General features: G+C 69.1%; 14 protein-coding genes. 8 read left to right on the forward strand and 6 right to left on the reverse strand.

Annotated features, from left to right (window positions below; translation table 11 throughout):
* Positions 1-1140 (reverse strand): steroid 3-ketoacyl-CoA thiolase, encoded by a 1140-nt coding sequence (locus ACLJRM_RS27900; protein WP_410600334.1) that lies wholly within the window; start codon positions 1138-1140, stop codon positions 1-3.
* 168 nt (positions 1141-1308) lie between these two features.
* Between ACLJRM_RS27900 and ACLJRM_RS27905 the strand changes: the two genes are divergently transcribed.
* Genes ACLJRM_RS27905 through ACLJRM_RS27915 form a run of 3 tightly spaced genes read left to right on the forward strand, consistent with a single transcriptional unit; the run spans position 1309 to position 4584 of the window.
* Positions 1309-2466 (forward strand): acyl-CoA dehydrogenase family protein, encoded by a 1158-nt coding sequence (locus ACLJRM_RS27905; protein WP_410664703.1) that lies wholly within the window; start codon positions 1309-1311, stop codon positions 2464-2466.
* Between the two features lie 10 nt (positions 2467-2476).
* Positions 2477-3493: an acyl-CoA dehydrogenase family protein gene (locus tag ACLJRM_RS27910; protein WP_410664704.1), complete on the forward strand. Its 1017-nt coding sequence runs from the start codon at positions 2477-2479 to the stop codon at positions 3491-3493.
* A complete protein-coding gene (locus ACLJRM_RS27915; protein ID WP_410664705.1) occupies positions 3490-4584 on the forward strand; it encodes an LLM class flavin-dependent oxidoreductase in 1095 nt (364 codons plus the stop codon). Before ACLJRM_RS27910 ends, ACLJRM_RS27915 begins: the two co-directional genes overlap by 4 nt.
* A 171-nt stretch (positions 4585-4755) precedes the next feature.
* Here ACLJRM_RS27915 and ACLJRM_RS27920 read toward each other — a convergent pair whose 3' ends face one another.
* The gene (locus ACLJRM_RS27920; protein WP_410664706.1) at positions 4756-5175 is read right to left on the reverse strand and encodes an enediyne antibiotic chromoprotein; all 420 of its coding nucleotides are present in this window, start codon (positions 5173-5175) and stop codon (positions 4756-4758) included.
* Between the two features lie 243 nt (positions 5176-5418).
* Here ACLJRM_RS27920 and ACLJRM_RS27925 point away from each other — a divergent pair, with 243 nt between their 5' ends.
* The 4 genes from ACLJRM_RS27925 to ACLJRM_RS27940 all read left to right on the forward strand — a co-directional run bounded on the left by ACLJRM_RS27925 (position 5419) and on the right by ACLJRM_RS27940 (position 10714).
* The gene (locus tag ACLJRM_RS27925) at positions 5419-6603 is read left to right on the forward strand and encodes a cytochrome P450 family protein (RefSeq protein ID WP_410664707.1); all 1185 of its coding nucleotides are present in this window, start codon (positions 5419-5421) and stop codon (positions 6601-6603) included.
* A 169-nt stretch (positions 6604-6772) separates the two neighbouring features.
* Positions 6773-8773: an ArnT family glycosyltransferase gene (locus ACLJRM_RS27930; RefSeq protein ID WP_410664708.1), complete on the forward strand. Its 2001-nt coding sequence runs from the start codon at positions 6773-6775 to the stop codon at positions 8771-8773.
* 7 nt (positions 8774-8780) lie between these two features.
* Positions 8781-10019 (forward strand): glycosyltransferase, encoded by a 1239-nt coding sequence (locus ACLJRM_RS27935; RefSeq protein WP_410600327.1) that lies wholly within the window; start codon positions 8781-8783, stop codon positions 10017-10019.
* Positions 10016-10714: a class I SAM-dependent methyltransferase gene (locus ACLJRM_RS27940; RefSeq protein WP_410664709.1), complete on the forward strand. Its 699-nt coding sequence runs from the start codon at positions 10016-10018 to the stop codon at positions 10712-10714. The genes ACLJRM_RS27935 and ACLJRM_RS27940 overlap by 4 nt, the downstream gene beginning before the upstream one ends.
* A gap of 160 nt (positions 10715-10874) precedes the next feature.
* Here ACLJRM_RS27940 and ACLJRM_RS27945 read toward each other — a convergent pair whose 3' ends face one another.
* The 4 genes from ACLJRM_RS27945 to ACLJRM_RS27960 all read right to left on the reverse strand — a co-directional run bounded on the left by ACLJRM_RS27945 (position 10875) and on the right by ACLJRM_RS27960 (position 15927).
* Positions 10875-11825, reverse strand: coding sequence for an NAD-dependent epimerase/dehydratase family protein (locus ACLJRM_RS27945; RefSeq protein ID WP_410664710.1), 951 nt, complete (start codon positions 11823-11825; stop codon positions 10875-10877).
* Positions 11826-11946: 121 nt separating this feature from the next.
* Positions 11947-12921 carry an alpha/beta fold hydrolase gene (locus ACLJRM_RS27950; protein WP_410664711.1) on the reverse strand — a complete coding sequence of 325 codons (975 nt, stop codon included), beginning with the start codon at positions 12919-12921 and terminating at the stop codon, positions 11947-11949.
* Between the two features lie 194 nt (positions 12922-13115).
* The gene (locus tag ACLJRM_RS27955; RefSeq protein ID WP_410664712.1) at positions 13116-14504 is read right to left on the reverse strand and encodes an FAD-dependent oxidoreductase; all 1389 of its coding nucleotides are present in this window, start codon (positions 14502-14504) and stop codon (positions 13116-13118) included.
* Positions 14505-14523: 19 nt separating this feature from the next.
* Positions 14524-15927, reverse strand: a complete 1404-nt coding sequence (locus tag ACLJRM_RS27960; RefSeq protein WP_410664713.1) for an FAD-dependent monooxygenase — start codon at positions 15925-15927, stop codon at positions 14524-14526.
* 252 nt (positions 15928-16179) lie between these two features.
* On the opposite strand from ACLJRM_RS27960, the gene ACLJRM_RS27965 reads away from it, so the two are divergent.
* Complete coding sequence (locus ACLJRM_RS27965; RefSeq protein ID WP_410664714.1) at positions 16180-17568, forward strand: NAD(P)/FAD-dependent oxidoreductase; 1389 nt, start codon at positions 16180-16182, stop codon at positions 17566-17568.
* Positions 17569-17574: the final 6 nt, after the last annotated feature.

The following is a 17574-nucleotide window of genomic DNA, read 5'->3' on the forward strand; positions in this document are numbered from 1 at the left end:
TCAAAGCCTTTCCAGCAGGGAAGCGGTGCCGAGCGAACCGCCGCAGCACATGGTGATCAGCGCGGTCGAGGTGCCGGTGCGCTCGAGTTCGTGCAGTGCCGTCACCAGCAGCCTGGTCCCGGTCGCGCCCAGCGGGTGACCGAGCGCGATGGCGCCGCCGTTGACGTTCACGCGGTCGATGTCCGCGCCGTGCGCCTTGGCCCAGTTGAGCACCACCCCGGCGAAGGCCTCGTTCACCTCGCAGATGTCCACATCGGACAGTCGGCGGCCGGTCCGGCGCAGCACCCGTTCGGTGGCGACCACGGGCCCGTCGAGCAGGTAGTACGGATCGGCGCCGGTGACGACCTGGCCGACCAGCCGTGCCCGCGGGGTCAGGCCCAGCGCGCGTGCCTTGCCGTACGACATCCAGAGGATGGCGGCGGCGCCGTCGGAGATCTGCGACGTCGATCCCGCGGTGTGCACCGCGCCTTCGATGTTGGGCCGCAGCGCGGCAAGACCTTCCAAAGTGGTGTCACGGATGCCTTCGTCGCGAGTGACCGCGCCGACCGGGGAGACTTCACGGTCGAACCGGCCCTCTTCCCACGCCCGGGCCGCGCGCTGCTGGGAGAGCAGGCCGTAGTCGTCGGCGTCCGCGCGCCCGATGCCTTCGCGCTCGGCGATCCGCTCCGCGCCGCCGAACTGTGCCTTGGGCGGGTCGTCCCACGGGTAGTCCCGCGTCTTGTAGTGCCCGGGCCCCTGGTAGAGGTTCGTCCCGATCGGCACCCGGCTCATCGACTCGACGCCGCAGGCGATCCCGGTGTCGATGGCGTCCGCGGCGATCAACGCGGAGATCAGGTGGTTCGCCTGCTGCGCCGAGCCACAGGAAACGTCCACTGTGGAGCAACCGACGCCGGGGTCGTGACCGGAGTTGAGCCAGGCGTTGCGGGTGACGTTGAGGCTCTGCTCGCCGGACTGGGTCACGCAGCCGCCGATGATCTGGTCGACGTCGCCGGGCTCGATGCCGGCGCGGGCGATGACCTCCAGCTGGACGTGCCGCATCAGTTCGACGGCCTTCAGTTCGGCGAGCACCCCGCCGCGCTTGCCGAGCGGGGTGCGGACGGCGGAGACGATGACCGGGGTGCGGTCGTTCAGCGCGGCCACGGGCGGGTACCTGCCTCTCCACCGGACGCGGTGCCCGGCTCCCCCATCGTGGTGCGGCCCCGGCAGGCGAACGTCTCTCGGATTGCGGACCCAGCTGGGGTTTCTCCGTAGTTGCGGGAATGGTTCGCGCACCCCCTCACGATCACCGAGGCTGGTTATGGTGCCTCTATGCGGCTGGACGACAGCGAAGATCAAGCGGCATTCCGGGCGGGCCTCAAGGCCTGGCTCGCCGAGCAGTTACCCGAAACCACGCCGAGCGCGCCTCGCGCGTGGTCCGCCGACGAGTTGCGTGCCTGGAGCAAGGCGCTGCACGCGGCCGGATACGCCGGCCTGACCTGGCCCGCCGACCACGGCGGCCGGGGGCTTTCCCCCGCGTACCAAGCGATCTACGCGGAAGAGAGCGCGCTGGCCGAGGCACCGGACCACGCCGGGGTGATCGGGCTGGGCATGGTCGGCCCCGCGATCGTCCACTATGGAACGGACGGGCAGAAGGCCACCCATCTCCCCCGGATCCTTTCCGGGGAAACGATCTTCTGCCAGGGCTTCTCCGAGCCGGACGCCGGATCGGACCTCGCCTCGGTGCGCACCCGGGCCCGCCGCATCGACGGTGGTTACGTCATCGACGGCGAAAAGGTCTGGTCCTCGTACGCCCATTTGGCCGACCACTGCCTGCTGCTCGCCCGTACCGACCCGGACGCGGCCAAACACCGCGGGCTGACCTGTTTCCTGCTCGACATGCGCGCGCCCGGTGTCGAGGTGCGGCCGTTGCGTCAGCTGTCCGGCGACACCGACTTCAACCAGATCCTGCTGACCGGCGTCGAGATCCCCGACGACTGCGTGCTCGGCGAACCGGGGCAGGGCTGGCGGGTCGCGCTGACCACCCTCGCGCACGAGCGCGGCACCTTCGGCATCACGCTCACCGCCCGGCTGGCCGTCCAGCTCGACAGGCTGGTCAAGACCGCCAAGGCGTGCGGAGGCGACACCGACCCGCGGGTCCGTGCCGAGATCGCCGAGCTGTACGTCGACCTGCAGGGCCTGCGCTTCACCGGATACCGCGCGCTGGCCGCGATGGAACGGACCGGCGAACCGGGACCGGAGAGTTCGATCCTGAAACTGCGCTGGTCGCAGGCGAACCAGCGGGTGAGCGCGCTCGCGCTGCGGCTGCTCGGCGCGGGTGCGGCGGCCGACGGGACCGACGCGTTCTGGGACGGCTACTGGCAACACCAGCGGTTGCGCAGCCGAGCCAACAGCATCGAGGGCGGGACGTCGGAGATCCTGCGCGGCATCGTCGCGGAGCGGGTCCTCGGCCTGCCGAAATCACGTTAGAGGGGTATCGATGGATTTCGCGCTGACCGAGGACCAAACCGGGCTCAAGGCCGCCGCCCGCACCTACCTCGAGGACACGTACGACCTCGAACGGATAGCGGCACTGGCCGACGAAGGCGGGCAGGACCTCGCCGCCTGGCCCGAGCTGGTCCGGCAGGGCTGGCTCGACCCGGACCTCGACCTGGCGGAGTTCGTCCTGCTGGCCGAAGAGGGCGGACGCGCGCTGCACCCGGTGCCGTGGTTCGCCACCGCGGGGCCGGCGCTGCCGGTGTACCTGGCCGCGGGCGTCGACCTGCCCGGACCGGCGACGCTGGCCGACGGCTCCACCACCTGTCGCGCGGCACGCCGTGACGGTGTTTGGCGGCTGGACGGCGCGGTGCAAGCGGTCCTGCACGCCGAGGTCGCCACGGAGATCGTGGTCGCGGCCCGCACCCCGGCCGGGGTGGCGCTGTTCGGCGTCGATCCGGATGCCGTTTCCGTGTCCCCCCGTGTCGGCGTCGACCCGCTTCGGGCGACGTCGGACCTCGCACTGGCCGGGGCCGAAGGCCGGTTGCTGGCCGGGCCGCCGTCCGCCGCGCCACTGCTCGCCGCGATCCGCGGCCGGGCCACGACCTTGCTCGCGGGCGAGGCCATCGGCGTCGCGGACCGGGCGCTGGAGATCGCCGTCGGGCACGCGAAGACGCGGACCCAGTTCGACCGTCCCATCGGTTCGTTCCAGGCGGTGAGCCAGCAGCTCGCTGACGGTTACGCCGAGGTCGAGCTCGCGCGTTCACTGGCCTACCGCGCCGCGGTCGTGCCGCAGGACGGCGGGCCCGCCGCCGTGGAAGCGGTCTCGTGCGCCGCGCACGCCGCGAGCCGCGCGGCGATCTCCGTCTGCGAGACGGCGATCCAGGTCTGCGGAGGTATGGGCGTCACCTGGGAATTCCCGCTGCACCGCTGGTTCCGGCGCGCTTTGTGGCTGGAGGCGGAACTCGCCCCGGGACCGTTGGAAGCGATCGCGCACTCACTGTTCGGAGAGCACTCATGAGCCTGCAACTGCACTGGTTCCTGCCGTCGCACGGCGACGGGCGGGAGATCGCCAAGACCGCCGACGGAGTCGCGGCGCCCGGCGCCCGGCGCGAGCCGGACCTCGAGTACCTGACCCAGGTCGCGCTCGCCGCGGACCGCTTCGGGTTCACCGGGATGCTCACGCCGTTCGGGTTGTTCTGCGAGGACCCGTGGGTGGTGGCTTCGGCACTGGTGGGCGCGACGCGGTCGGTCAAGTTCATGATCGCGATGCGGCCGGGATTCGTCTCGCCACTGCTGGCCGCGCAGACCGCGGCGACGTTCCAGCGCGTCTCCGATTCGAGGCTGCTGCTGAACATCGTGACCGGCGGAGACCCGGACGAGCAGCGCCGCTACGGCGACTGGCTCGACCACGACCAGCGGTACGCGCGCACCGGCGAGTTCATGGACGTCTTCCGCCAGGCTTGGCCGGGTTCGCGGTTCGACTTCACCGGCACGCACTACACCTTGAAGGCCGGGCTGATCGCCCGGCCGCATCCGGTGCGCCCGACCCTGTTCCTCGGCGGTTCGTCGTCGGCGGCGCTGGAAGTCGCGGCCGCGCAGGCGGATGTGCTGCTGATGTGGGGCGAAACGCCCGCCGCGATGGCCTCGCATCTCGAGCGATCGCAGGCACGCGCGGAGTCACTGGGACGTTCGCTGCGCTTCGGCACGCGATTCCACGTGATCAGCCGCGACACCTCGGCCGAGGCGTGGAAGGTGGCCGACCAGCTGCTCGCCGGGATGGACCCGGCCCGGATCCGGCAGGCACAGGAACGGTTCGCCGCCACCGAATCCGAGGGCCAGCGGCGGATGGCGGCGTTGCACTCCGGCAGCACCGACTCCCTGGAGATCCACCCGAACGTCTGGGCGGGCTACGGCCTGGTCCGTCCCGGTGTCGGCACGGCGCTGGTGGGCAGTCACGAAGAAGTGGCCGAGCGGATCGAGGAATACCATGCCCTCGGTCTCGATCATCTGATCCTTTCCGCTCAGCCGCATCTCGAAGAGGCGTATACGTTCGGCGAAGGCGTGATGCCGCTGCTGCGCAAACGCGGTCTGCTCGCGGAAACCTTCTGAATCAGCTTGGCCGGGTTGGTCGTGAGTGGCGTTTCGGGTTAGAACCCGAAACGCCACTCACGACCAACGTGCGTTGAGGCCTTCGTACCCTTATCCTCTTACTCGACGGTGGAGGAATTGGGACACGCGACGTCCCAATTCCTCCATCGCCGTTCGTTCCGACCGCGAGCGTCAGCTGAAGCTGATGATCACGCCGCCGCCGTTGCCGGCGGCGTCACCGAGGCCGACGACGCAGGTGATGACCTTGCAGTCCACCGCGCCGTAGCTGCTGCCGTCGGGCAGGACGCCGGTGAAGTTCTTCTGCACGGTGACCGGGCTCGAGATCTTCCCGGACGCGTCAGCGACCAGCGAGAGCTGCGAAGGGCTGCAAGGGAACTGCCCCGTCGCGTCCTGGGCACACTCGCCCACACGATAAGTGCCTCCCGGCGTCAGGCCGGTTCCGGTCACCTGGACCACCGCACCGTCCGAGAGCCCCGAGGCCGGCGTGACCGTGACGGCCGCCGCGGCGGAAGCGCCCGGTGCGACGACAGCCAGCAGGCCGAGAGCGGCGATGGCGGAACCGGCGAACTTGGCGACAAGCTTTGCGGACACAGTAATCACTCCGATTCATTGCTGGGGATTTTCCGACTTACCAGGCGCGGGTTCCGTTGCCCCCCGGCGTCCTGGTAACAACGTTACGATCACGGACCTAGATCGTCAACTCTTTCTTCGAGCAGTTTTCGAGTAGGCCGCAAGAAAAAACGTGCAATAAACTCGCGCGCTTCATGCGTAATTCACGGGTGGAAAGCCAGTCAGGAGAAGAGGCTCCGAGGGCGCACGCGGGAACCTGATTCAGTGACCTCTTCCAGCTCCGAATTCCTGTTCGGTGGCGCGCCAGAAAGGCACGCCGCCTACGCCGCGCTGCGCGAAAGCGGCCCCGTCCGAAGGATCACGCTCTCCTCGGGCACCAGCGGATGGCTGGTGAGCGGCTACGCCGAGGTCCGCCAGGCACTCGCGCATCCGGGACTGAGCGGGCGCACCGGCGTCGTCGGCGACCGGCGCGGCCTGTCCGAGGACGTCCGGCTCGGCATGAACACGCACATGCTGAATCTCGACCCGCCGGACCACACCCGGCTCAGAAGGCTGGTGTCCGCCGCGTTCACCGTGCGCCGGATCGCCCAGCTGCGCCCCAGGATCGAGGCCATCACGGCCGAACTCCTCGACGCCGTGGCCGACTTCGACGAGGTCGACCTGATCAAGGCGCTGGCCCTGCCACTGCCGATCCGCATCCTCACCGAGATGCTGGGCGTGCCCGAGGACGAGGCGGGCGCCTTCCACGGCTGGACCGAGATCCTCACCGCCAGCGCGCTCCCCGTCGACGAACTCGACGCGGCCGCCGCCGAAATGTTGCGCTATGTCAGGAAACTCCTCGCGGAGAAACGCGCGAATCCCGGCACGGACCTGCTTTCCGCGCTCGTCACGGTGCACGACGGCGACGACCGGCTGACCGAGCACGAGCTGACCTCGATGGTCTTCCTCCTGCTCATCGCCGGGCACGAGACCACCGTCCACCTCATCGGCAACGCCACTCTCGCGCTGCTCGAGAACCCGGCGCAGCTCGCCGCCTTGCGCGCGAACCCGGAGGGAATGCCCGCCGCGGTGGAGGAATTCCTGCGCTACGAGAGTCCGGTGCACGCGGCGATGCGCTACTCCAACCAGGAAGTGGAACTCAGCGGCGTGACGATCCCGGCCGGCTCGCTGGTGATCGTGTCGCTGCTGGCCGCCAACCGCGACCCCGCCCGCTTCCCCGGCGCGGACGCGCTGGAACTCGACCGCGGGGACAACCCCCAGCTCGCCTTCGGGCACGGTATCCACCACTGTCTCGGCGCGCCGATGGCCCGGCTCGAAGGCGGGATCGCGATCGCCGCCCTGCTCACCCGGTTCCCGGACCTGCGCGAGGCCGTCCCCGCGGGGAGTCTCCGCTGGCGCGTCAGCATGGTGATGCACGGCCTCGAAGCCCTTCCCGTCCGGCTTCGCTGACGAGTGTCCTTAAAGGACGCTTTAGCTCGACTGCCACCAAACCAGCAGGCTGGGATAAGACGCGCTCGAAACCGCGGTGCGACACTTTTCGTAGACGATCACGAATTCGCGGTGCGTATCTCACGTCCGCGAGCCGCGTCACCTCCTATTCCTGGGAAGGGAGTAGAACGTGTCCCAAGACCTAGGCACCCCGGTCACGAGCACCGCGCCGCGAGGCTCTGCCCCGCCCGTGCGGACGCCGAAGAAGAAGACCAAAACGGGGCTGTCCGCACTGGCCGCCAAGCGCATCGCCGTCCTGAGCTCGCTCGTCGCCGGCGTCGCCTACGGGTGGGGTATCGGCGGGAACGCCGCACACTACGCCTACGCCGCCGCGGTCCGCAGCATGTCCGCGAACTGGCACAACTTCCTTTACGGCGCCTACGATCCCGCCGGATTCATGAGTGTCGACAAGGCACCCGGGTCGCTCTGGCTTCAAGCGCTTTCCGTGCGCATCTTCGGTTATGAGACCTGGGCACTGTTGTTGCCCGGTGTCATCGCGGGCGCCTTCTCGGTGTTCGTCCTGTTCGTACTGGTACGCCGCTGGGCCGGGCACGCGCCCGCGGCACTGGCCGCGGTCCTGCTCGCCGCGACACCGATCACGATCGCGGGCACCCGGGTCAACCTGCCCGACTCGACGCTGATCCTGACGCTGCTCGTCGCGACCTACGCCTTCTGGCGGGCGCTGGAGAACGCGTCGCCGCGCTGGCTGCTGCTGACCGCCGCGCTCGTCGGCGTCGGCTTCCACATCAAGCTCGCCATGGCTCTGGCCGTCCTGCCGGTACTCGGGATCGTCTACCTCGTCGCCGCGCCGACCTCGCCGGGACGCCGGGTGCTGCATCTGCTGGGCGCCGGCGCGGTCACCGCCGCGGTGTCCTCGGTCTGGATGCTCATCGTCGCGCTGACCCCCGCGGGCTCCCGTCCGTACATGGACGGCAGCACTTCGAACTCGGTGTGGCAGATGGTCTGGTCCTACAACCTTTTCGACCGCACCGACGCCCCGAAGAGCGGGAACTCGGCCGAACTGCCGGTGCTGCCCGACGGCAAGGTCACGCCGGTCGACCAGGGCGGCGAGACCGGTGTGTTCCGTCTGTTCAACGACCTGATCGGCGGCCAGATCTCGTGGCTGCTGCCGCTGGCGCTGCTGCTGCTCGTCTTCGGCCTGGTCGCCGCGGGCCGCGCGCCGCGTACCGACAAGACGCGAGCGGGCTGGCTGCTGTGGGGCGGCTGGCTCGTCCTCTACGCCGGCGCGCTCAGCTTCTCGCAGAGCATCCACCCGTACTACACGAGCATCCTGGCACCGGCCATCGCCGCGATCGGCGGCGTGGGCCTGCATCTCGCCTGGACGTCCCGTCGTCACGTGTGGGTGGTGCCGGCCGGCCTGCTCGTCACCGGCGCCTGGGCTTTCGTTCTGCTGAGCCGTTCCAGTGACTACGTGCCCTGGCTGCGGCCGGTGGTCGCCGTCGCCGCCGTCCTCGCCGTGGTGCTGTTCCTCGTGCGCCGCACCGGGAAGTTCGCCGTGGTGACCGGCGCCGTCGCCGGGGTCGCGCTGCTGGCCGGGCCGGTCGCCTGGGCGGCGCCCGCCTTCCACCCGCCGACGGATCCGCGGACGGCGATGTTCCAGAACTTCAACCCGCTCGCGGGGCCGAACCCGAACGCGCTCTCCACCGGCATCGACCTGACCAAGCTCATGGCCGGCGGCCCGAAGCCCGGTGCGGCCGGTGCGCAGGGGATGCCGTTGCCGCCGCCGATCATGTTCCAGATGATGCCGTCCGACGCCGACCAGAAACTCCTCGGCTTCCTCAAGGCCAACAAGCGCGGTGAGCGCTTCGATCTGGCGACCTTCGGCGGTACCGGTGCCTCGCCCTACATCCGGGCCGGTCTGTCCGTGATGCCGATGGGCGGTTTCGTCGGCACCATGCCGATGCCGACCGCGGACGGCCTCGCCGACAACGTCCGAAGTGGACAGTTGAGGTACGTCCTGTTCGGCGGGTTCGCCTACGACAGCCCGACCGCGCTGGCCCGCAAGGACTGGGTGGTGCGCAACTGCACCCGGGTCCCGCCGCCCGCCTACACCGCGAACCCGTGGATGGGCTTCACCTCCGCCCTGTTCGACTGCAAGCCGGGAGTGTGATGGCCCCATGACGGCTGAACTCACCGCGGCACCCCGCCTCGCACCGGGAAGCCGCACGACGGCGAGCGTCGAGATCGTGATCCCGGTGCTCAACGAGGAACGCGCCCTGCTCGGCTGCATCACCACGCTGAGCGCGTACCTCGGCGACGACTTCCCGTTCCCCTGGTCGATCACCATCGCCGACAACGGCAGCACCGACCGGACCTGGGAGATCGCCACCGAGCTGGCCGAGCGGAACCCGCGCATCTCCGCGCGGCGGGTGCCGGTCCGCGGCCGGGGCGCGGCAATCAAGGCGACGTGGGGGTCCAGCACCGCCGACATCGTCGCCTACATGGACGTCGACCTCTCGACCGGTCTGGAGGGCCTGCTCCCCCTGATCGCGCCGCTGGTCAGCGGGCACTGCGAGATCACCATCGGGACCCGGCTCGGGAACGGCTCGCGGATCCGCCGCAGCCTCAAACGCGAGATCGTCTCCCGCACCTACAACGCGATCACCCGGCATGTGTTCGGGCTGCGCAGCACCGACACGTCCGCCGGTTTCAAGGCGGCCCGGCGCGAAGCCGTGGCCGGGCTGCTGGACGCGGTCGAGGACGACCACTGGTTCTTCGACACCGAGATGCTGATGCTGGCCGAGCACAACGGCCTGCGGGTGCACGAGGTGCCGCTGGACTGGGTGGAGGACGTCGATTCGCGGGTCAAGGTCACCCAGACCGCGATGGGGAACCTCAAGGGCCTGGTCCGCGTGGGCCGGGCGATCGCCGCCGGGAAAGGGCGTGTGGACGTGCCGGAGATCCCGCAGTTGCGCGCCACCCATCCGGACGCCGTGCTGGCCCAGCCCCGGGCCGCGACACTGGCGAAGTTCCTCGGGTTCGCGGTGATCGGCGCCATCTCGACAGTGCTCTACACGCTCCTGTACCTCCCCTTGCGCGTCCCACTGACCCCGGCGGGGGCGAACCTGGTCGCGCTGGTGCTCGTCGGGGTGGCCAACACCGAGGCGAACCGGCGCTGGACGTTCAACCGCGGCGGCGGGCACCGGCTCGGCTTGCACACCCGGGCCGCGATCCTGTTCGCCACCACGTATCTGCTGACCACACTGGCCGTGACCGGGCTCCACCTGATCGCCCCGGGCTCCGGGCCGGTCGTCGAACTGCTCGTGCTCATCGTCGCCTACGGGCTGATGACGCTGCTGCGGTTCGTGGCCCTCGACCGCTGGGTCTTCGCCCAGCACCGGAAGGAATCCCAGTGAAGACGGCGGACATCACCCGGATCACCGAGATGGAGGACCGCCACTGGTGGTTCCGGGAGAAGCGGCACCTGCTCGCCGACGAGCTGAAGCGACTCGGCCCGCCCGGCCGCGCGCTCGACATCGGCGCGGCGGGCGGTGGCAACACACGGGTGCTGCGCGAGCGCGGCTGGGACGTCGTCGCCACGGACTACGACGAGAACGCCGTCGAGATCGCGCGCTCGCGCGGTCTCGACGCGATCCACGCCGACGCCCGTGACCTCCCGCTGCCGTCTTCGTCGTTCGATCTGGTGGTGGCGTTCGAGATCCTCGAGCACATCCAGGAAGACGACCAGGCCGCCGCGGAACTGTTCCGGGTGCTGCGGCCCGGTGGCTCCGCGCTGATCAGCGTCCCGTCCGGAATGGACCTGTGGTCGGCGCACGACGTCGCGGTCAGCCACGTGCGCCGCTACGACCGGGCCTCGCTGCGGAAGGTCATCGAAGACGCCGGCTTCGTCGTCGACGAACTGTGGAGCTGGAACGTGCTGCTCCGGCCGGTCGTGGCCCTGCGGCGGCGTTCGGCTCGCGGCAACGAACTCAACGAGCACACACCCTGGCTGGTCAACCACGCCCTGACCGCGATCGTCACGGCGGAGCGCTACCTCCCGACCCGTTCGCGGCGCGGCGTCTCGCTGATCCTGAAGGCGCACAAGCCTTAGCTGCCGGAAGTACGTGAAGGCCCCCTTGCCTACCTTGAGGGTAGGGAAGGGGGCCTTCACGTACTTGGGTCAGTCCGGTCACGCGGCAGACCGGACCCCGAACGCGAAGAAGGGCCGTTCACCACAGAAACCTGTCGTGAACGGCCCTTCCCCGTCGGTCCTAAGCCGCGCGAAGCCCGGCCGGAGGGACGTCCCAGGCGGTGCCGCGGTGCTCGAGGTACCAGTCCACCGTCTTCGTCATGCCCTCCTCCAGCGTGACGAGGGACTCCGGCTCGATACCGACCGACAGCAGCGTAGAAACGTCGGCCGTGACCGGGGTGTTCGGTGTCTCGCCCGGCCGCATCGGCAGGTCGGTGATGCCCACCCGCGGGTAGCCGCGCTGCTCGCAGATGTCGATCACCAGATCCGCCACCTCGCGGATGGTGACCGATTCGGCGGGCCCGATCTCCACCGTCTGCTCCAGTACCCGTCCCTCGGCGGCGGCCTCCAAAGAGGACACCAGCGTGCGGGCCACGTCGCCGACCCACACCATGTCCGAGACCTGCCGTCCACCGCCGTAGAGCTCCACGGGGATGCCGGACAGCGCCCGGCAGACCAGCGCCGGGGTGATCTTGCGGACCTTGCCCGCAGCGAACGGCGGCGCGGCCTTCTGGCGCGGGCCGTAGGCGTTCACCGCGCGGACGCAGTTCACCCGCGTCCCGCGGTCCGCGTTGAACATGCGGACGAACCGTTCGACCGTGGTCTTCGAGATCGAGTAACTGTTGTTCATCCAGTGGTTGCCGACGCAGATGTAGACGCCGGGCAGGTCGTACTGGGCGACGGCCTCGAGGAAGTTCAGGCCGCCCATGACGTTGGTCTCCACCGCGGGCCGCGGATTGGTGATCGTCTCCTGGGTGCCCAGTACGGCCGCCAGATGGATGATCCCGTCGCAATGCGCCGCGAGCTCGGTCAGCGCCGTCGCGTCACGGATGTCGCCCAGCATGACCTCCCACGGCCCGCCGTCCCCCTCGCCACGATGGTCGAAAACGACCGGCGTATGCCCTCGCGCGGCGAGCTCCTCGCAGACGTACTGCCCGATGAACCCGGTGCCACCGGTAACACCAACCTTCATTTTTGCCACCTTTTCCCGATAGGCTGGGAATTTCAGGACTTTTCCTTTTCGCAGAATCCCATCGGCGGCTCGGCCCGGACGCCTCCAATACTGCCGCGAAGGGCGGTAATGGCGGGCGAATTCAGCCCAGGAACTTCTTGAGCGCGTCGATGACCTGGGCAGGCTGTTCCTCGGAAAGGTAATGCCCGGCCCCGGCGATCTTGACGACCTGAGGGTCGGCCGCCTTCGACGGCATCACCTGGAGGAAGTACTGGTGGTTGAACTCGCCGGCGAGGCCCAGCACCGGCATGGTCAGCTTCCCGTACGCCGACCCGGCCGCGATGTCCTGGTTGAGCGTCCGGTACCAGCCGTTCCCGGCACGGACGGCCTCACGCGACTCGTAGGCGCGCGCGTAGACACTCCGGTCGAAGTCGCTCACCGCCCCCGGTACCACCGAGAGCTGGTTGATCATCGCGTCCACGAGGTACCGCGATCGGCCGGAGACGAGTTGCTCGGGCAGGCCCTGCAGCTGGTTGAACGTCCACCACCACGGCGAGAACTGGCCGGGGCCCGAAGGCAGCAGCGGCAGCTGATAGAGGCTCTTGTCGGGCGCGACCACGTCCATCAGCGCCAGCTTCCCGACCGACTGCGGATACTTGATCCCGTAGCTGTGCGCGACCATCGCGCCGATGTCGTGGCCGACCACGTCCGCCTTGGCGTACCCGAGTTTGGCGACCAGCGCGTGGACGTCGGCCGCCAGCGTCTCCTTGTCGTAGCCCGACGCCGGCTTCGACGACCCGCCCATCCCCCGCAGGTCGACGGCGATCACGCGATGGTGCGCGGCCAGCGCCGGCATCACCTTGTGGAACGTCCACCACGTCTGCGGCCAGCCGGGCAGCAGCACCACCGGGCTGCCGGAACCACCGGCGACGTAGTGCAGCCGGACGCCGTTGACGTCGGCGTGAGAGCTCTCGAATTTACCCGGCAGCGAGCGCGCGAGCGCCGCGTCGGACTGTCTCCACCCCGTGTTCGCCGAGGCCCCCGCCCCCGCTCCCCCCACCAGTACCACCGCCGCGGCCGCGGCCAGCGCCGTCATCACCTTTTTGAACTTACGCATGAAATTCGCTCCCACCGCGAGGGAATGGTTACTCGACACCTCAATAGTCAGCCGAGGGGACCGTGAAACGCATCTCGCTTGTTGCGGAGGAGAAAAAAAGGAATTCGTGGCGGCCGAATGTCTTCACGGCCGAAGTCGTGAGTGGCGATGCGGATTCGACCCGAATCGCCACTCACGACCGTCCACGAGACCGCTCACGCCGCGCGCGACTCGCTGCCCGGACGGGGAAGCTCCGTCACGGTCGCCCCGGTGGCGGGGCGCCGCCGGTTGGCCCGCAGCACCTTGCGCATGATGCCCGGCTTCATCAGCGCGGTCGGCGGATCGATCAGCCCGGCCACCCGCATGAACGCCGCCGTGATCTCGGGATCGACCGTCGCCGCGTACTGGACCTTCGCCATGTACGCGTTGCCCATCTTGACCTGGAGCGTCCGTTTTCCTTCCGCACCCGGGAAGTCGAGGTCACCGCTGGTCGAGATCGCCCACGGGTCGTTGATGACCTTGCCGATCTCGCGCAGGAACTTCCGCGAGTCCGGCTCGGACCGCCGGGCGAGGTGCTCGCGCAGCGCGATCGCCTCCATCGACGCGACCGTCATGCCCTGGCCGTACACCGGGTTGAAGCTGCAGAACGCGTCGCCGAGCACGAACAGCCGCTCCGGGAACCGCTTGAGCCGTTCGTAGCGCCGTCGCAGGCTCGCCGGGAACTTGAACGTCACCGGCTCGATCAGCGGCTGGGCGTCCTTCACCGCTTCGTAGATCTCCGGGGCGGGCAAGGACTTCACGTACTCGAGATAGCCGCGCGCGTCGGTCGGCGGATGGTCGCCGAGGATCCCGGTCAGCGAAAGGATGCACTCGGTTTCGTTGACCTGCCCGAAGAACGCGCCCCTCGGATGCGCGGGCGAGGCGACCGGGTTGATCGACTGCCAGCCGTCGAACATCTCCGGCCGTTTGCGGAACATCCGGGTGGTGTAGGCCAGCCCGATCTTCACGCGCTCCTCGGCGGGCCGTTCGAAACCCAGTTCCTCCAGCCAAGCCGGCGTCCGCGAGCCACGTCCGGAGGCGTCGACGACCAGGTCCGCGCCGAGGCGCTCCTCTGCCGACGCGCCGTCCCGTGCCTGCACGCGAACCCCGATGATCCGCTTGCCCTCACGCGTGGCGAGCAGGCCGTGGACGTCGGTGCGTTCGCGGTAGGTGACGTTCGGCAACGCCGCGGTGCGCAACCGCAGGTGGTGCTCCAGTACCGGGCGCAACGCCGTGATCGACGGCAGCCCGCTGTCGGCAGGCATGACCTGCGTCCCGTTGAAGAACCACTTCATCCGCGCGAGGTCGCCGACCGGGATGCCGGAGTCCCGCAAGTCGTCCAGCAATCCCGGGAAGAGCTCTTCGAGGATGAAATAGCCGCGCGCGTGCAGTCCGTGCGCGTGCCAGGTGTGCGGAGTGCCGCGCCGCGGCTTGTCCACGCCGAGCACCTCGTCGCGATCGACGACCACGACCTCACGGTAGAACTCGGAAAGCACTCTCGCCGCCAGGGTGCCGGCGACACTGCCGCCGATCACCACCGCGCGTTTGCCGACGGGTTCGTTCATGACCATGGCTCCTTGACGCTCAGGCCGCGAGGTCGTCGGAGGCGGGCGGGGCCTGACCGATCGTGGCGGTGGGGACAGCGGGGACGGCGGGGGCGGCCGTCTTGACGCGCCGCGCGGTGCGCAGCACGCCGACCACCAGGCTGGGCCGCATCAGCGCGGTCGGCGGGTCGACCAGGCCGGCGGCCCGGAAGAACGCCTCGGTGAACCGGCCGTCGACGGTCGCCGCGGAATGCAGCTTCGCCATGTAGGCGTTGCCCATCTTGACCTTCAACGGACGCGGGCCCTCGACGCCGGGGAAGGCGAGGTCGCCGCCGGCCGAGATGTCCCACGGCACGTCGATGATCGGGCTGATCTCCTTGAAGAACCGCAGCGGGCGCACCCCGCCCTCGTTGAGGTGCTTGCCGAGCTGGTCGGCCTCCATCGCCGCGACCGTCATGCCCTGGCCGTACACCGGGTTGAACGCGCAGACGCCGTCCCCGATCACCAGCATGCCTTCGGGGAAGCGGCGCAGCTTGTCGAACCGGCGGCGGACACTGGCGGGCACCTTGAAGCTGGTGATCTCGCTGATCGGCTTCGCGGTGCGCACCGCCTGGTGGATCTCGGGCGCGTCCAGTGTCTTGGCGAACTCGAGGAAACCCTGGGCGTCACGCGGCGGGTGGTCGCCGAGCAGGCCGGTCTGCGACAGCAGGGCGACGTTCCCCGGCAGGTTCACGAAGAAGGCGCCACGCGGATTGGCGGGCGAGGCGACCGGGTTGATCGCGAGGTCGTCACCGAACGGGTCGGTGTCCAGCTCGAAGATCCGCGAGGTGTAGGCGAGGTCGATCTTGATCTTCTCTTCGGCCGGGCGCTCGTAGCCGAGCTCTTCCAGCCACACCGACGAACGGCTGCCGCGGCCGGTGGCGTCGACGATCAGGTCGGCGTGGATCGTTTCGGGTTCGGCGTCGTCGCCTGCCACCAGGACGCCGGTGATCCGGGTCTGGTCCCCGGTCGCGACCAGCGATTGGATCACCGTGCGCTCGCGGACCTCGACGTTCGGCAGCGCGAGAACCCTGGCCCGGACGTGCTCTTCGAGCTCCGGGCGGGTCGCGGAAACGCTGAGCAGGCCGGAGTTCTTCTGCTGCAGGCGTTTCCCGTTGAAATACCAGCGCAGGCTGCCGGAGAGATCACCGCTGGGGATCCCGTCGGCGGTCAGTTCCGCCTGCAGGCCGGGAAAAAGGTCTTCGAGGATCTGCTGGCCGCGTGCGAGCAGCGCGTGCGCGTGGTGCGCCTGCGGTACGCCGCGACGGGTACCGGTGACGTCGACGATCGTGTCACGCTCGACGATCACGACGGCGCGGTAGCGCTCCGAAAGTACGCGAGCGGTCAGCAGGCCGGCCATGCCGCCGCCGAGCACGACGGCGCGTTCGCCAAGGTATTCGCCCATCGCGGGATGCCTCCAATAGGTAGTCGGCCGGGCCGTCGGAGTCCGACACGTGAAGAATCGTCGTCCGCCCGGTTCCCTGGAGCGTCTCTTCGACTGCGGTTTCCCGCGCACCCCGCACCACCGTCTCGCCGAATGCGTTGTGAGGCAACGGGTTCGGCAGAACAGGGCCGGTCGGTTCTCGAGCGGATCTCAATTCCCGGTTGTTAGCGTCGGTCAAGTAATTCCGGCCGTCGGCGTAGTTGGAGAGGTGTCATGCGCACAACGACCCAGATCCTCGTGATCGGCGGTGGCCCGGCGGGTTCCACCGCTGCCGGGCTTCTGGCCAAAGAGGGCTTCGAAGTCACTCTTCTCGAGCGGGAACACTTCCCGCGCTACCACATCGGCGAATCGCTGCTGCCCTCGTGCCGCCCGATTCTCGAGCGCCTCGGCGTCTGGGACAAGATCGCGTCGGCCGGCTTCCAGCCCAAGGGCGGCGCCTACTACTTCTGGGGACCCGAGGAGTGGGAGGTGCGCTTCCGGCAGCACGGCCGTGACGGCAGCACCAGCGCGTGGCAGGTCATCCGCGCCGATTTCGACAAGATCCTGCTCGACCACGCACGCGAGGTCGGTGTCGACGTCACCGAGGGCATCGCGGTGAAGAAGCTCGACTTCGACGGCGACCGTCCGGTCGCGGCGCACTGGGCCGAGGCGAAGAACCCGGCCAACTCCGGCCGGATCGAGTTCGACTACCTCGTCGACGCCTCCGGCCGCGGCGGCGTGATGGCCACCAAGTACCTCAAGAACCGCAAGTTCCACAACGTCTTCCGCAACGTCGCGGCCTGGTCGTACTGGAAGGACGCGAAGGAGCTGGACCGCGGGCCGCGTGGCGCGATCACCGTCGCCTCCGTCGGCGACGGCTGGTTCTGGGGCATCCCGCTTCCCGACGGCACGATGAGCGTCGGCCTGGTCACCGGGAAGGACTCCTTCAACGCCGCGCGCAACGAACTCGGCGGCGTGGATCCGGTCTACCACAAGGCGATCGGCGACTGCCCGGCGATACAGCAGCTGCTGATCGAGGCCGAGCAGGTCACCGAGGTCAAGGTCGAACAGGACTATTCGTACGCAGCCGAGCAGTTCCAGGGCCCCGGCTACCTGCTCGCGGGCGACGCCGCCTGCTTCCTCGACCCCCTGCTGTCGACCGGTGTGCACCTGGGCACCTACAGCGCGCTGATCGGCACCGCCGCGATCGGCAGCGTCATCCGCGGGGAGATCAGCGAGACCGAGGCCTGGGACTTCTACGAGGTCGTCTACCGCCGCGCCTACGAACGGCTGCTGGTGCTGGTGTCCACCTTCTACGAGAGCTACCGCGGCAAGGAGCACCACTTCTTCCGCGCGCAGCAACTGTCCGAAAAGGACTGGGGTGGGATGGACGTGCAGGCCGCCTTCGACCGGTTCGTCACCGGCATCGCCGACCTCGAGGACACCGAAGAGGTCTACCGCCGGATCCAGGGTCACCTGCTCGGCGACGAGAGCGGCAAGCACAACCCGCTCGACAACCTCAACCGCGTCCACGAGCACAAGCAGGCACCGGAGAAGCCCGAAAAGGCGATCAACGGGTTGTACCTGAGCTACGAGCCGCAGATCGGCATCCGGCGCGCGTGAGCGCCT

This window comes from Amycolatopsis sp. lyj-84, from assembly GCF_046549075.1.
Classification (GTDB): domain Bacteria; phylum Actinomycetota; class Actinomycetes; order Mycobacteriales; family Pseudonocardiaceae; genus Amycolatopsis.

What these genes read in the sequence shown, in the direction of transcription:
- ACLJRM_RS27905 (WP_410664703.1), top strand. Translation starts at nt 1,309, where the DNA reads ATGCGGCTGGACGACAGCGAAGATCAAGCGGCATTCCGGGCGGGCCTC.
- ACLJRM_RS27910 (WP_410664704.1), top strand. Translation starts at nt 2,477, where the DNA reads ATGGATTTCGCGCTGACCGAGGACCAAACCGGGCTCAAGGCCGCCGCC.
- ACLJRM_RS27915 (WP_410664705.1), top strand. Translation starts at nt 3,490, where the DNA reads ATGAGCCTGCAACTGCACTGGTTCCTGCCGTCGCACGGCGACGGGCGG.
- ACLJRM_RS27935 (WP_410600327.1), top strand. Translation starts at nt 8,781, where the DNA reads ATGACGGCTGAACTCACCGCGGCACCCCGCCTCGCACCGGGAAGCCGC.
- ACLJRM_RS27945 (WP_410664710.1), bottom strand. Translation starts at nt 11,825, where the DNA reads ATGAAGGTTGGTGTTACCGGTGGCACCGGGTTCATCGGGCAGTACGTC.
- ACLJRM_RS27950 (WP_410664711.1), bottom strand. Translation starts at nt 12,921, where the DNA reads ATGCGTAAGTTCAAAAAGGTGATGACGGCGCTGGCCGCGGCCGCGGCG.
- ACLJRM_RS27955 (WP_410664712.1), bottom strand. Translation starts at nt 14,504, where the DNA reads ATGAACGAACCCGTCGGCAAACGCGCGGTGGTGATCGGCGGCAGTGTC.
- ACLJRM_RS27960 (WP_410664713.1), bottom strand. Translation starts at nt 15,927, where the DNA reads ATGGGCGAATACCTTGGCGAACGCGCCGTCGTGCTCGGCGGCGGCATG.
- ACLJRM_RS27965 (WP_410664714.1), top strand. Translation starts at nt 16,180, where the DNA reads ATGCGCACAACGACCCAGATCCTCGTGATCGGCGGTGGCCCGGCGGGT.